The organism is Peribacillus sp. NPDC097198 (assembly GCF_044762055.1).
Lineage (GTDB): Bacteria > Bacillota > Bacilli > Bacillales > DSM-1321 > Peribacillus.
The window spans coordinates 216,777-230,975 of record NZ_JBIWDO010000005.1 but is presented as its reverse complement, the minus strand read 5'-3'; the positions used below and the strand labels follow the sequence as shown (position 1 = coordinate 230,975).

Below are 14,199 nucleotides of genomic sequence, written 5' to 3'. Positions count from 1 at the left end.
GGTACTTCCCTAACTCTAAACAGGCATACAATTTCAATTAATTGTATGCCTGTTTGAATCGATAGTATAAGCATTTATCATCTCAAGCTAATTTTCTTGCAATTAATTTCTTTTTTGAATTCCGCCATTTCTCTTCCTGATGTATTACTATCCTTCTCTAATTAAATCGGATTATCTGGAAATTCATTATGGTACTTCTCGATTAATGCTTTATAATTTTCATCATTTGGCACCTCATCTAAGTATTTATTTTTCCAAATAATCATTTGGTCACTAAAACTATATTCAGTATCGAACCAATTTGTATAATCATAATGCATTTTAAATTTCCCACTATTCTCAAGAGACATTGTAAAAGAGTACCAAAGCTCTTGCTGATTATTTTTAAAGATATTCCTTAGTTCATCGCACAACTCAAACAGCTTTCGTTTATTCTTTTTGAATTCTTCTTTATCAATAGAATAGTTAAATGGAATTTCCACACTATAATTAAAAAATTCTTTATTTTCAGGAGTATTATAAAAAAAATAAGTTCCTCCACCGGTTTCTGATATCTGTGAATAAAAATAAAATTTATCCCATTCTTCTGGAATCATTTCATTAACTGTTTCTGCTATTTCTCTATATAATTTATTCATTTCTTTTTCCACTTTCAATCAACTCCCAGCACTATTTCTAATCGTTTTCTCAAATATCCCTTTTCCTTCAATTTCATATAATATCTCAAAGTAACTTGGTCTTAGTGACTCTCCTGAATAAATTGGCTCAATTTTTACAGATACTTTTTTCGGTGGAATTTCTTTCAAAGCAGTTGCCCACTCATTCTCCATTTTATACCACTCTCCACCCGAGCGATTAATTTGTCTATTTTGAGCTACTAAATTGTCAATATCCCCAGAGCCATGAAATTGGGTTCCAATCAAGTGCCCACCATCATCATCCATTAACCTATCTTCCCGGCCTGCTGCCACTTGCATTCCCGGATTTCGTGTACCTTTTTGAAGTATCAATCCTTCTGCCTCAACATCTACTATTCTACCAATTTCATCTGTTGTATATTTATAACCATCCTCTGTAACATAGCGTACGTTGGGCGCAAGTTCTTTCCTTCCATTTTTCCCTTTGATAATTTGCTTCCCAAGATCCTTCTCTTTTATTTCAGTTATCTTACCAATATTACCCGCACCCTTACTACCTTCACTCTTCGCAGTAATCTTCTGCGCAAGATCCTTTATCGGCATCTTATCCACATCAATAGATTTATAAGTATTTCCAGTCGTATCTGCTACTGTCCTAACCTTAACTCCTGTTGGCACTTCCACTTTCCCGAGGGCCTTGCCCATATCCTTGATTGATCCTTGGGCTTTCTGGACTTGGTTTTGCACAAATTCCTTGCTGTAGGGGATGAACTTTGTCCCGTTTGCCATTTTGTCCACGACCTTGGCTGCCCCCGCAACTCCGGCGATACCAAGGGCGTTCATCAGGCTGTTTTGGCGCTGTTCATCCGTGAGTTCGTTTCCAAACATGTCCTTGCCGGTCACGGCTTCGCCGAGGCCGTTGGCGGCGGTTAATCCATACAATCCGTATTCGGTTTGCTTGAGGACATCCAGCCCTTTACTTGATTTATAGGCATCCAATGCATGGTCTGCAGCGTTGAGTCCCTTCACGGTTTTGTAGACGGCACTTCCACCCTTGATCGCACGCCCAGCCCAGCCGACAATGGGGATGAATCCGGCCGCGGCCATCGCGCCCGCGGCGATTCGTTCAGCTTCGGAAAGTTTACGGCCTGTTACGGGATCGACTCCCGTTGTCGCTCTTACTGAATCATAATACCCCGTGATTTCCCCTGTAAAGGTTTTTGTCGTGTCCCAGGCTTTTTCATACCATGGGCGGTTCTCGAGTTCTTCCATTTCCTGTTCGAGTTTCCGCGCTTCCTCTTCTTGCTTCTTGAAGTCCCGGTATCCTTGCATATTCTCGGCCACTTCATCCTTCACTTGATAAGCTTGACTCGCTTGAAAGGCACTTTGGTTGAAGTTCATCGGGGAAACGGTGCCATCCTGACTGGTGGCTTCAAGTAAGGCTTGGAAAAGGCTAATGGCCACACTTTCCTGGGCTTCGGTCACTTGGTATTCTTCTACTAATTTATTATCTACTTCGTGCACCTTCTTGATGGTATCGTTCTTTTCTTTTTCGGCCTTTTCCATCTTCTCATGGAAATCGCCTTGGTCGAACACCTGTAGTGAGAGGATATCATCAATGTTCTGGAAAATCTTTTGGAGATCGGTGGACTGCTGGTTCACCATCGATTTGGCGTTGGAGAGACCGTGGGTCACTTCCCCCTCTAAAAACGGCACCTCGACCACGGTTTCACCGGATAGGTCGGCGTCTTCCAATATGGCCGGAATGCCTTTCAGAAAGCTGATTTGGGTCGTGAATAATTCGATCCAGGCATTGGCCACCTCTACTTGTGCTCGATAAAAGTTCTTGATAGCCGTCGCCCCGGCTCCGGCCAGCTCTTCATCCAAATCGACGATTCCCTGAAATTCCTTTTTCAGTGTCTCTACTTGCCCCAATAGGTCTTCATATTGCTTGGCCCGTGACTTGACTGCTGACTTCAGAGGTTTGGCTTCGAATATTGTCATAATGGCTGATACCCCTGTGCAGCATGGGTGATGGCTTCATCCTGCTCTTTCAGTAAATCCACGTTCGCCCGGGTGTCTTCCAGGTTCTTTTTGACGATCGTCAGGTATTGATTGAAGGTCTTTTCCAGATTGGTCTCCCGTTCTTCCCATTTCGATGTGAAGCTCAGATCGTTATTGCCGAGCTGGTCGGCCGGCAGTGCTCCGATTGTCGTCCCATCCACGGCCGTTTTTACCTGGCTTACTTGTTTTGTCACGACTGCATGATTCAGTTTAATTGTCGTCATTTAAAACACCCACTTCTTTAAATCCGATACTTTACTTTCCACTTGGTCAAGGAATTCTTCCCCTTTACTCAACAGTTCGCTCGCTTCACGGGCAGCTTTTTCGGCGGCCGCCATCGCAGCTTTTTGAATCTCCAGGAAGGTGATTTTCTGTTCAATTTTCGCTTGATAGTCATCATACTCATCCTGAACGATTGTCAGCATGACCTTGTATGCACCACTTCTTGACTCGTTAAAATCCGTTGCACGATTACCAGTCCAACTTTTTCCTAACTCGGGTTTTTTTATTTCTTTAATTTCCACCAGGCTTGCTTCCTGTTCATTTTTGATTTGTGTTTTCGCCTGCTTTAATCGGCTAATTTGCTCTTCCAAATTAGCTATTCCACTAGAAAATGCCGAGCTATAATCGCTTATTACATCTACAAGTCCCAACAGGATCACCTCATCATTCGTTAACGGCTTTACCATTTGTCATATTTTTCATATTTTCTTATTATAAGGAATATAGTCCGAGAGATAAATAGGGATAAGTATGCTATTTATAGCTCCCGTTAGGAAAATGGATGCACTCATTTCATTTCAAGTTCCAGTCTTTTTACCCTTATTTTACCAATATTAAACAATTAGAGTTTAAAAAAAGGAATGAAGAGCCTATGATCGCGATTTTTAACGGTTTTCCTTCTATTAATATGTAAAAAACGCTAGCCCTCTCGCATACTTGTCCAAACCAATATGCGCAATCCACATAGAATGATTATAACTACTTATATAGAAAGGAATGAAACAAATCATTGTTGGATAAAGATGCTCATGATTCTCCCACTGGCCCAAAAGGGAAAATAATAACTGGTCATACAAAGGAGTTTCAATCAGACACAATTGGTTTTCTTACACGGCTAGCTAAAGAATATGGGGACGTTGCAAAACTTCGGTTGGGGCCTTTCCAAAACGTTTACCTCATTTCAGATCCGGATTTAATTAAACAAATCCTTGTAACCAAACAAAAGTCGTTTTTGAAATCAAAAGACTTCGATAGCTTAAAGCCGCTCATTGGAGAAGGGCTCATTACGAGTGATAAAGATTTTCACATGCGCCAGAGAAGGCTTATTCAACCATCTTTCAAAAAGACCCATATTAGCAATTACGCACAAGATATGATTGATATAACCAAGGAATATATCTCAACCTGGAAAAACGGGGAAGAAAGAATAATCACCGAGGACACGATGAGCCTTGCTCTTGGTATAGTCAGCAAGACCATGTTCAGCACGGAACTCAAAGATGGATATAACCTGATTGGGGAGCCGATAGATGAAGTGATGAAGGTTGCTGTCAAAAGAATGAGGAATCTCTTTCAATTGCCTCTATGGATTCCAACAAAAAGCAACCGGGAATATAAAAAGGTGCTCGAACGACTGGATACCGTGATATATAACATAATTGAAGGACGTAGAGAAGATGCAAAGAGTCATGAAGATATGTTGGGAATCCTGATGGAAGCCCGAGATGAAGTGGATGGTTTAGGGATGTCAGATCAGCAAGTACGCGATGAAGTAATGACGATCTTCCTTGCCGGTCACGATACGACCGCTACCTTACTTTCCTGGACACTCTACTTACTATCGCAGAATCCTGAAGTGGAAGCTAAGCTTTTCCATGAAATAGATACCGTAATCGGAAACCGCACCCCCACTCCTGATGATTTCATGAAATTAACATACACTCAGAATATTATCTGGGAATCGCTTCGCATCTATCCACCCCTCTACGTCCTATCACGGAAAGCTGCGGAAGATGTGTCACTCGGAAACTACCATTTCAAAAAAGGCGATATGTTTTTGTTAAGTTCCTATGTCATGCATCATAAGCCAGAATATTTCGATCAACCCGAATCCTTTATTCCTGAGCGTTTTGAAAACAACTATTTGAAAACGATTCCCCCGTTCGCTTACTTTCCATTCGGCGGAGGGCCGAGGGTGTGCATCGGCAATCACTTTGCTTTGATGGAAGCCGTGCTGGTCCTGGCCTGCATTGCCCAACAATATCGTATCAAGCTCGCACCTGACCATCATGAAGTAAAACCCCTGCCCTTGCTTACACTCAGACCAAAGAGTGGATTGAGGATGATAGTGGAGGAAAGAAATAATGGATAAGGAAAGGTCATGTCAACGACAGTTGGATACCATTGTCGTTGATATGACCTTTTGTTTGGACTGCTCCTTATATGAGGACACTTCTGGTTGATCGTTTTTTGTCGAAAAATCGATATATTGCCGATATCCACAGATAAAAGTTCGGTTTGCGTAGATAAATCGTAGAAACCGAAGATAAAAGTCCGAGATGGGAAGATAAAATGTAGAAATGTGCAAAAAATGATTTCCGTCACTAAAGAATGGGGTACTTCTATTTCAAATTTAGCCGTTCCCATTCACTTAGGTACATTCGCTTCATAATTCCTTGGGGATTGCCTATCTTACAAATAAACTCCAGGCTGTTTCCATCCGGATCATTGAAATGGATTTTGGCATGAGCATAATCTTTATGAGGCATCACAAAAGGTTCGATGGGTTCAAACCCAAAAGCCTCCCTTGGCTCGTATCCCTTATTCTTCAGCCAAGCAACCGATTCCTTTAATCCTTCTAAGGATACCTTAAAAGCGATATGCCTTATGGAAGGATGATACTCCACTTCCACCTTTTCGGTTTCCCATAATCCCAACCAGCTTTTATCCTTTTCGATCCATAAGAAAGCCAAGCTATCTTCGACTCTATGGTCGAACTCCAACCCAAGTCCTTCATAAAATTCAATGGAACGATTTAAATCTCGAACGGGTAAATGTGCTTCATATAACCCTTTGATCATCGGCAAAAGCTCCTTATTATGTTTGTCCCGTGTTTCATTCGACTCAAAAATAAGAAATCCTGCATAATCGCATGTGAAAGATGGACAAATTGTTCATGAAAAAGGCGTTCCCCATTGGAAACGCCCCTGATCGATACTATGAATTATTTAAAACTGCGTTTAAGGAAGGCTTTCGTCCGGTCATGCTGTGGGTTCGTCAAGACGTCGTCCGGGTGTCCGGATTCGATGATTTCCCCATTGTCCATGAAGATGACCCGATTGGCCACTTCTTTGGCGAATTCCATTTCATGTGTGACGACGACCATCGTCATGTGCTCTTCAGCCAGGTCCTTCATTACTTTCAACACTTCGCCTGTCAATTCCGGATCCAAGGCGGAAGTCGGTTCGTCGAACAGCAGGATTTCAGGATTCATCATCAGAGCCCGGGCAATCGCTACCCTTTGTTTTTGACCACCGGAAAGCTGGGCCGGAAGTGCCGATGATCGATTCGAGAGCCCCACTTTCCCCAATAACTCGGTGCTTCGTTGCTGGATGACGTCATAAGATTCCTTTTTGGCCATTTTTGGAGCGATTTCAAGATTTTCTTTGACCGTTAAGTGCGGGAACAGGTTGAAATGCTGGAACACCATCCCCATTTTGGAGGTGATTTGCTTGAGTTCTTTCGGATTCGAGTAAACCCCATCCTTCACCATATATTCGCCGGAGACAGCAATGCTGCCACCATTTATTTCTTCAAGATGGACGAGGCTGCGGAGCATCGTGCTTTTCCCGGATCCCGAAGGACCGATCACGGCGACTACATCGTTCTTATTCACATCCAATGTTATCCGTTTTAGTACATCTAGCTTACCATATGACTTTTTGAGGTTGGACACTTCAAGGATAGCCACATTCACCACTCCTTCTATTCGATTTTGTATCGTTTTTCGAGCCATTTAAAGAACATCGTTAATACGAGTGTAATCAACAGATAAATGATTCCTGCCAAGAAGAACGGAACGATCGTAAAGTCACGGTTCACCGCAGTCTGGGCAAAGTGTAGCAATTCCGGTACAGCCACGGCATAGAGCAACGCGGTATCTTTGACCAGTGTGACCGATTCATTCGAGACCGCAGGAAGTGCGACACGGAACATTTGCGGCAGGATGATTTTTCTCATCGTTTGCCATTTATTCAATCCAAGCACTTGGGCGGCTTCATATTGACCTTTTTCAACTGCCAACAGACCGCCGCGGAAGATTTCGGCGTAATAAGCTGCGTAGTTCAAGATGAAACCTAAACAAGCCGCAACGAAACGATCCAACACCATGTATTCACCAATTACGGGCAGCATCGGCAATCCAAAGCAGATAAATAACAATTGTAGCAATAGCGGCGTACCGCGCATCAAATATATGTAACCCTCAGCAATCCAGGCGACAGGCTTGAATTTACTCCTGACAAGAAGGGTTAGCAGGAAGCCCAGTGGAATGGAAACGACAATGGCAATCAAAAACAAGAGGACCGTTATTTGGGCCCCTTCTAGCATGGGCTTCAGTATGGAAGTAAGATAATCTATAGACATGAATCGATTCCCCCAAAAACAAAACAGGGTTCCCAAAAGGAAATCCTGTTTGCCTAATATTTGTTCGTTCTTATTTTAATACCTTATTTTCGCCAAACCATTTCTCAGAGATTTTGGCGGCAGTGCCATCTTCGTTCATTTCATCCAGTGCTTTTTGAAGGTCTTTCAGAAGATCTTCCTTTCCTTTTTTCACGCCTACTCCATATTGCTCCGGAGCAAGTGATTCATCCAGTACCTTGAATGTAGCTTCTTCTTTGGACATATAATAATCGATGACCACTTCATCAATGACTACGGCATCCAAACGGCCAGCCTTCAGGTCACTTAGGGCCAAGACGTTATCGGAGTATTCCGTGATCGTCTTGACCTCGGATTTAATCGGATTAGCATTCAATGCATCTGATGCGGAAGAAAGCGATTGAAGACCGACGACTTTACCTGCTAAATCATCAAGCTTAGTCAACTTGGAATCTTCAAGCGTCACGACCACCTGTGCATTTTCCAAGTAAGGTTTTGTGAAAAGGACCTTTTCCTTACGCTCATCCGTAATGGTGTACCCGTTCCAGATAAGGTCGATACGTCCACTACTTAACTCGGATTCTTTCGTTTTCCAGTCAATTGGTTGAAATTCAGCTTCTACACCCATTTTTTCAGTGGCGGCTTTGGCATAATCGATGTCAAAACCAGTAATTTCATTATCCTCATCACGGAATCCCATCGGGGCAAATTTATCATCGATTCCAATCACCAGCTTGTCTTCTTTTTCCTCGGAATTGGAGGAACAGGCTGCAAGAAGTGAAAACATTGCTATTATCGTTAATATGAATATACTTGAACGTTTCATTTCAAAAAAAACCACCTTTGGCTGATTGTTGTTTTCCCACGCTTTAGTTTACTAATGTACTAAAGTTAACATACACTAAAACTGATTGTCAACGGAATTTTTTAGGATGTTAGTCCCTCCTCGAAACCAAGACCATTCCCCCACTCCTGCCTGACTTCTTTGTACCTTCACACTCAAAATTTCAAACTTCTTGCAAAAAGTATGGAAAAACAGCAACAAGAGTTTTACTATTATTCTTGGGTATATATTCAATACGTATTTTGATTGAGCTAGATAGGAGAAGAGTGAGCATGAACAGACGCGAAATAATCGTGAAAGAATTTAAAAACAAGCCGTATAATAAGCAGTATCTCCTTTCTTTTCTAGAATCGTTGGGTTACAAAGACATAGAGGTTACGTTGACGGATGATAAGAAGTATTTGAGATACTATATGAAAGAATCGGAAGAGGCCAGAACCTTATTCATCAAGTGTGACCCGGCTGGAACGATCAACCAGATATCTTTATATAAAGGAAATCTTAAACAGTTTAAATCCGCTCCACTCGGCTACGGGTTATTATTACTAGCCATTGTCGTTGTGGCTATCGGCACTTGGTTCTTGATGACCAGATTTTAACCATAATAAAAAGGCAGGCACCGATTGAGGCGCCTGCCTTTTTTTTGTATCAATCCACATCCCGGCCACGAGAGCTGACCCAGATTTCATACCATTGCTGCCTGTCGAGCTTAAGCGATAGGCTATTAACCGCTGATTGAATGCGTTCAATCCGTCCGGATCCCACGATTGGCATGATACCAGCCGGATGCTTCATCAACCATGCGTACATGACTTCGTCAATATCGTTCGCCCCGATCTCAGCCGCGGTTTTCTTCAGCGCGTCTCGCACCCGGATTGCCTTTTCCGTTTCACTGGTGAAGATAAGTCCCTGATTGAGCGGCGACCAGGCCATTGGCGGCATCTTCTTCTCGATGCACTGGTCCAGTACGCCATTCTCGAAGTTGTCTCGGTACATGACGGAAAGCTCTACCTGGTTCGTCACAAGCGGCATGTCCAAGGATGCCTGAAGCATGTTCACTTGTGATGGAAGATAGTTGGATACGCCAAAATGCCTGACTTTCCCTTGTTTTTTCAAAAGTGTAAAGGCTTCCGCTACTTCATCGGGATCAAGGAGCACATCCGGGCGGTGCAACAAGAGGACATCAATATAGTCCGTGTTCAGTTCCTTTAAGGATCGCTCGGCCGATTCGATGATATGCTCCTTGCTTGAATCATAGTGATTGAGCGAGAAGCCATTTTTGCCATTGGCGAGCTTAATGCCGCACTTCGTCACGATTTCCATTCGGTCCCGAAGGTCGGGTTTCACTTTCAGCACCTTGCCGAAAAGCCCTTCGCATGTGTAATCACCGTAAATATTCGCGTTATCGAAGGTAGTGATTCCCAACTCGAGACATTGCTCGGTCAGAGTTAAGAATTCCTGTGTGGACTTATTCCAGTCCGCCGCCCTCCAGTGCCCGTGGACGATCCTTGAAAAAGACAATCCTTCTTGCAGAGTAACTCGTTCCATAACCGACACCTCTTCCTATTTATTAGCCTTTCACCGCTCCGGCCGTCATGCCGGCGATGAAGTACTTTTGCAAAAATACATAGATAATGACCATTGGCGCTGAAGCAATGATGACTCCCGTAAACAGAAGCGGATAATTCGTCATGTATTCACCCTGGAATTCCAGTAAGGCAAGCGGCAGGGTCTTGAACTCGTCTTGTGTGATGAACAGAAGCGGATATAAGAGATCGTTCCAGTGCATCACGAACAGGAAGATCGCCGTTGCCGATAAGGACGGCAGGGATAGTGGCAAGACAATGCGGGTATACATCTGCCAGTTGCCAGCACCGTCCATGATGGCTGCCTCGAATATCGTCTTCGGCAGGGACTTCATGAATCCGGTCAGGATGAACACCCCGACTGGCATCGTCACCGCTATATTGACAATCATCAACCCGACAAGGCTGTTCGTCAATCCTAAATCATACATGAGCTGATAAAGCGGAATCATGTTCGTTTGGGCGGGTACCATCATTCCGAGTGCGAAGAAACTGAACAATAGTCCACCGGCCCAGCCACCCATCCTCACAATTGAAAAGGCAATCAGGCTGGCAAAAAACAAGGTCAGGATGACGGATACCAACGTGACGGTCAAGCTGTTCTTAAAGTAGGTTCCCATCGACTGGTCGATGAACACATTGACATAATTATCGAACTGAAAGGATTCCGGCAACCCCAGCACATTGCTGTACATTTCAGACATTGGCTTGAACGTCGACAGGAAGATCGTCAGGATCGGAATGATGATCAATGACGCATAGAGAAGCATCAGTACCGTTTTTGAAAGTTTCATAGCTGCGGTCTCCCCCCTAATAGTTTACTCGATCGGCCCGTAAGGCTTTGAATTGTATATATGTAATAACTGCCATCAGAATCATGAACAGGACCGATTCAGCTGAAGCGTAACCGAACTTGAAGCTACGAAACGCCGTGGTATAGATGAAGGTTGCCAGAATTTCCGTCGAGTAGTTTGGCCCCCCTTTGGTCATCGCGAAGATCAAGTCGAACGCCTTGAACGACTGAATCGTCGTATAGGCAATGACGATGGTCGCTGCCGGTGCGACAAGCGGCCAGGTGACAGTAAGGAACGTCTGCCAGCGGTTGGCCCCTTCAATTTTTGCCACCTCATACAATTCGCTTGGAATCGCCTGAAGTCCGGCGACGAAGATGATCAGCATCTGCCCCGTATGGAACCAAACTTGAACGGCTGCAATCGAGAAGATGGCGATATCCTCATCTCCCAGCCAATTCTGTGAAAGAGACTCGAGGTTCAGGCCAGAAAGCAGGCTTGATAATAACCCCATGTTCGGGTCATAAATGAAGGTCCAGATGAACGCGACCGATACCGAGGAAAGAATCGTCGGGAAAAAGTATAACGCCCGGAGAAACACATTGGCCTTCGTGTTTTTGATCAAAAATAAGGCGAACAACAGCGACAGGATCGTCTGGAAAATCACGACGAACAGCATGAACTTGATGTTATTCGTAAAGGCCTTCGCAAAAATGCTGTCCTCGGTCACTAGCTTCACATAGTTATCGAACCCGACGAACTGATAATCGGGTGTGATGCCATCCCAGTTTGTGAAGGAATAGAAAAGGGCGCTAAGCGTAGGATAGATGAAAAAGATGAGATACATAAGTAAACCTGGTGCAATAAACAGGAACAATCGTTTATTCTTCTTCAGCACGATGCACAACCTCCCCTAACAGACAAAAGAAAGAGAGAGAGAAAGATCTTCTCCCTCCGTACGCTTTTCATTCATCGATATTTTGTTTGACGATTTTCTGGGCGTCACTTGCCGCTTTATCCGGTTCCGTGCCGCCGATGACTGCCTGGATGGAAGACAGGACGGCTTTTTCCACGTTCGCGTTGGTGATGGTATATCTCGGCTGGAATCTTGTATTTTTATCCATCCATTCCGTTGAATCCTTCAGAATATCGGACTCATACTCGACATCGTTCAGTGTTAAAAGCTGGCCCGTTTCATTGGCATAGGCCGACGCGTTTTCAGGCTCTGTTAAGAAGTCGATGAACTTCTTGGCTGCTTCTTGTTTCTTCGATTTGCTGTTCACCGCCAGCATGAAGGTTGTCGTATGGACGCCTTCGAATTTTGCCTCATCCTCTGAAACCGTAATCGGTGCCAGCATCTTCAGCTTGATATCCGGATTGAGTGCCTGGATGTTCGCCATCGCGAAGGACCCAGTCCCCAGCATCGCCGCTTTTTCCTGTGCCACCAAGGCAATGGCACCGTCATGCTTCACGCTTAAGGAGTCTTTTGAAATGTATCCTTTATCAACTAGCTCCTTAAATTGCGACAGGGTTTTGACCCACCATTCTTCAGTCAGCTCATTCTCGCCATTAACTAATTTTGTGAAAACTTCTTCGTCCGGCGCATTGTTCATGACCATCGAGTTGATCAGCTGACCTGGGCCAATATCGGCTCCTGGGAAAGCGATGGGCAGGTAGCCCGCCTTTTTCAACTTTTCGCATAGGGCAAGGAAGCCATCCCAGTCCTTGGCAGGTTCTAGTCCCAATTTTTCAAAAAGGCCGACATTGTAAACGGGCTGGTTGAAGACAAGCTGAAGCGGAAGCGCCAATTGCTTCCCGTCATCCTGTCCGGCTTCAATCAGACTTTCATTGAATTTCCCAACAAACTCTTCACCGCTAAGATCCGTGAATAGATCGGCTTTCTTCAGAATCTCAAATTGCGATCCCGGGAACGCCGTGAAGACATCCCCTGTCGAGCCGTCCTTCAGGATGGTCTGGGCAGTAGATTGGTATTCCTCGGACGGGTATACCGTCATATTGACTTTGATATCCGGGTTTTCTTTTTCGAATTTAGAAATTTGCTCCTTGAAGGCCTTGTTGTCTTCCCCACGCCAGTGGATGAAGCTGATTGTCGTTTTCCCGCCGTCGTCTGTAGAGCTTTTCGAAGAACATCCGATGACAAGGACCGCCATCATCATACATATAAATAAAACCGAAAACTTTCTTTTCATGTGATTCCCCCCTATCTTTCTTCTCTTTTCAATCCTTTAATTTTGGAAAAAGCAATTCCGCAACCCTATATGATTCTTCCAGGTGTGGATAACCAGATAGAATGAAAGTGTCTACACCCGCTTCCTGGTACTTTTTCATATTGCTAGCCACTTGGTCGGGATTTCCCACCAAAGCCGTTCCTGCCCCTTCCCGGGCCAAACCGATTCCTGCCCAAAGTCCAGGACTGATTTCAAGCGAATCCCTGTTTTTGTACGAGATATCGCTCATCCTGTTCTGCGCATTGGAATCGAAGCCAGCCATCTTCTTTCTCATTTCATCAATTGTATGTTGATCTACATACTTGATTAGTTCATCCGCTGCGGCCCACGCTTCCTCCTCCGTCTCCCTGACGATCACATGAAGCCTTATGCCAAACTTCACCTCTCGCCCTTGTTGTTTCGCCAACTCCCTTACCGTGTCGATTCTTGTTTTGACCACATCGACCGGTTCACCCCATGTCAGATAATGATCGACATGCTTCGCCGCCACTTCATAAGCAGAAGCTGATGTCCCGCCAATGTATAAGGCCGGAGATTGCTTTGGAGTGGAAGGATGGAGTTGACTATTCTCAATATTAAAATAATTCCCTTTAAAGGTTACGGATTCCTGCTTAAATAATTGATTCCATATAGATAAAAACTCGCCGCTCATTTCATAGCGTTCATCATGAGTCAAATGGAGACCGTCCCCGGCCAATTCCTTGGGGTCCCCACCCTGTACGATATTCAGCAGGAGGCGTCCTCCCGAAATTTTATTAAGAGTTGCCGCCATCCGCGCAGCAACGGGCGGAGCGACGAATCCTGGGCGGACCGCAACCAGGAATTTCATCCGTTTCGTCAATGGGACAAGACTCGACGCGATCACCCATGAATCTTCACAAGCAACCCCCGTAGGCAGCAGTGCACCGTCAAATCCGAGCGTGTCGACAGCCTTTGCCACCTGCTCAATATAATCAAACGTGACCTCACGCTTACCATGCTCCGTACCCAAATACCTGCCTTCTCCCGCCGTCGGTAAAAACCAAAAAACCTCCATGCCTATATCCCCCTTTTAAAATAAAAAAAACCAAACGCAAATCGCCCATATAATAATATGAGACGATGCCTTTGGTTTTCCAATCAGCTAATTATTCTTATTTGTTTACTGTGTTTTATAATTACTAGCTAGTATAGTCGGATTGTCCCACTGTGTCAAACCTTTTTTCAATTAGGCATCTCCCTGTTATTTAATGCCCGGGAGAAGGTTTGGTGAAGATAAATTCTTGACAGGAGTATCAATCCTTTAACATTAGAAGAAAGAGCAACAATCATAGATGCCCCTCATGAATAGTTAAATGGAGCTGACTATCTCTCCGTTTATGA

15 protein-coding genes are annotated in these 14,199 nt (G+C 44.3%); 2 read left to right on the top strand and 13 right to left on the bottom strand.

What is annotated here, in order from left to right; all coding sequences use genetic code 11:
* Window positions 1-161: 161 nt before the first annotated feature.
* From ACIQXQ_RS11125 to ACIQXQ_RS11110, 4 genes are read right to left on the bottom strand one after another with little or no spacing between them, the layout of a single operon-like run.
* A complete protein-coding gene (locus ACIQXQ_RS11125) occupies window positions 162-650 on the bottom strand; it encodes an antitoxin YezG family protein (protein ID WP_402876146.1) in 489 nt (162 codons plus the stop codon).
* Window positions 651-656: 6 nt separating this feature from the next.
* Window positions 657-2,642 (bottom strand): T7SS effector LXG polymorphic toxin, encoded by a 1,986-nt coding sequence (locus tag ACIQXQ_RS11120; protein ID WP_402957391.1) that lies wholly within the window; start codon window positions 2,640-2,642, stop codon window positions 657-659.
* Window positions 2,639-2,926 carry a YwqI/YxiC family protein gene (locus ACIQXQ_RS11115; RefSeq protein WP_402957389.1) on the bottom strand — a complete coding sequence of 96 codons (288 nt, stop codon included), beginning with the start codon at window positions 2,924-2,926 and terminating at the stop codon, window positions 2,639-2,641. The genes ACIQXQ_RS11120 and ACIQXQ_RS11115 overlap by 4 nt, the downstream gene beginning before the upstream one ends.
* Window positions 2,927-3,391: a YwqH-like family protein gene (locus ACIQXQ_RS11110; RefSeq protein WP_402957387.1), complete on the bottom strand. Its 465-nt coding sequence runs from the start codon at window positions 3,389-3,391 to the stop codon at window positions 2,927-2,929. It abuts the gene before it with no gap.
* A 323-nt stretch (window positions 3,392-3,714) separates the two neighbouring features.
* Between ACIQXQ_RS11110 and ACIQXQ_RS11105 the strand changes: the two genes are divergently transcribed.
* Window positions 3,715-5,076 carry a cytochrome P450 gene (locus ACIQXQ_RS11105; RefSeq protein WP_402957385.1) on the top strand — a complete coding sequence of 454 codons (1,362 nt, stop codon included), beginning with the start codon at window positions 3,715-3,717 and terminating at the stop codon, window positions 5,074-5,076.
* A gap of 250 nt (window positions 5,077-5,326) precedes the next feature.
* Here the strand turns inward: ACIQXQ_RS11105 and ACIQXQ_RS11100 are convergent, their stop codons facing one another.
* From ACIQXQ_RS11100 to ACIQXQ_RS11085, 4 genes are all read right to left on the bottom strand, one after another.
* Window positions 5,327-5,785 carry a VOC family protein gene (locus tag ACIQXQ_RS11100; RefSeq protein WP_402957383.1) on the bottom strand — a complete coding sequence of 153 codons (459 nt, stop codon included), beginning with the start codon at window positions 5,783-5,785 and terminating at the stop codon, window positions 5,327-5,329.
* Window positions 5,786-5,928: 143 nt separating this feature from the next.
* Complete coding sequence (locus ACIQXQ_RS11095) at window positions 5,929-6,675, bottom strand: amino acid ABC transporter ATP-binding protein (protein ID WP_402957679.1); 747 nt, start codon at window positions 6,673-6,675, stop codon at window positions 5,929-5,931.
* Window positions 6,676-6,689: 14 nt separating this feature from the next.
* Window positions 6,690-7,349, bottom strand: coding sequence for an amino acid ABC transporter permease (locus ACIQXQ_RS11090; RefSeq protein WP_402957381.1), 660 nt, complete (start codon window positions 7,347-7,349; stop codon window positions 6,690-6,692).
* Window positions 7,350-7,419: 70 nt separating this feature from the next.
* Complete coding sequence (locus ACIQXQ_RS11085; protein WP_402957379.1) at window positions 7,420-8,193, bottom strand: amino acid ABC transporter substrate-binding protein; 774 nt, start codon at window positions 8,191-8,193, stop codon at window positions 7,420-7,422.
* Window positions 8,194-8,483: 290 nt separating this feature from the next.
* Between ACIQXQ_RS11085 and ACIQXQ_RS11080 the strand changes: the two genes are divergently transcribed.
* A complete protein-coding gene (locus tag ACIQXQ_RS11080) occupies window positions 8,484-8,810 on the top strand; it encodes a hypothetical protein (protein ID WP_402874247.1) in 327 nt (108 codons plus the stop codon).
* 49 nt (window positions 8,811-8,859) lie between these two features.
* Here the strand turns inward: ACIQXQ_RS11080 and ACIQXQ_RS11075 are convergent, their stop codons facing one another.
* The 5 genes from ACIQXQ_RS11075 to ssuD form a co-directional block, all read right to left on the bottom strand.
* The gene (locus tag ACIQXQ_RS11075; protein ID WP_402957377.1) at window positions 8,860-9,759 is read right to left on the bottom strand and encodes an aldo/keto reductase; all 900 of its coding nucleotides are present in this window, start codon (window positions 9,757-9,759) and stop codon (window positions 8,860-8,862) included.
* Between the two features lie 22 nt (window positions 9,760-9,781).
* Window positions 9,782-10,480 (bottom strand): carbohydrate ABC transporter permease, encoded by a 699-nt coding sequence (locus ACIQXQ_RS11070; RefSeq protein WP_402957375.1) that lies wholly within the window; start codon window positions 10,478-10,480, stop codon window positions 9,782-9,784.
* Window positions 10,481-10,607: 127 nt separating this feature from the next.
* Entirely contained in the window at window positions 10,608-11,483 is an 876-nt protein-coding gene (locus ACIQXQ_RS11065) for a carbohydrate ABC transporter permease (protein ID WP_402957677.1), read from the bottom strand.
* A 70-nt stretch (window positions 11,484-11,553) separates the two neighbouring features.
* Window positions 11,554-12,798 carry an ABC transporter substrate-binding protein gene (locus ACIQXQ_RS11060; RefSeq protein ID WP_402957373.1) on the bottom strand — a complete coding sequence of 415 codons (1,245 nt, stop codon included), beginning with the start codon at window positions 12,796-12,798 and terminating at the stop codon, window positions 11,554-11,556.
* A gap of 28 nt (window positions 12,799-12,826) precedes the next feature.
* A complete protein-coding gene (gene ssuD / locus ACIQXQ_RS11055; protein ID WP_402957371.1) occupies window positions 12,827-13,873 on the bottom strand; it encodes an FMNH2-dependent alkanesulfonate monooxygenase in 1,047 nt (348 codons plus the stop codon).
* Window positions 13,874-14,199 lie beyond the last annotated feature (326 nt).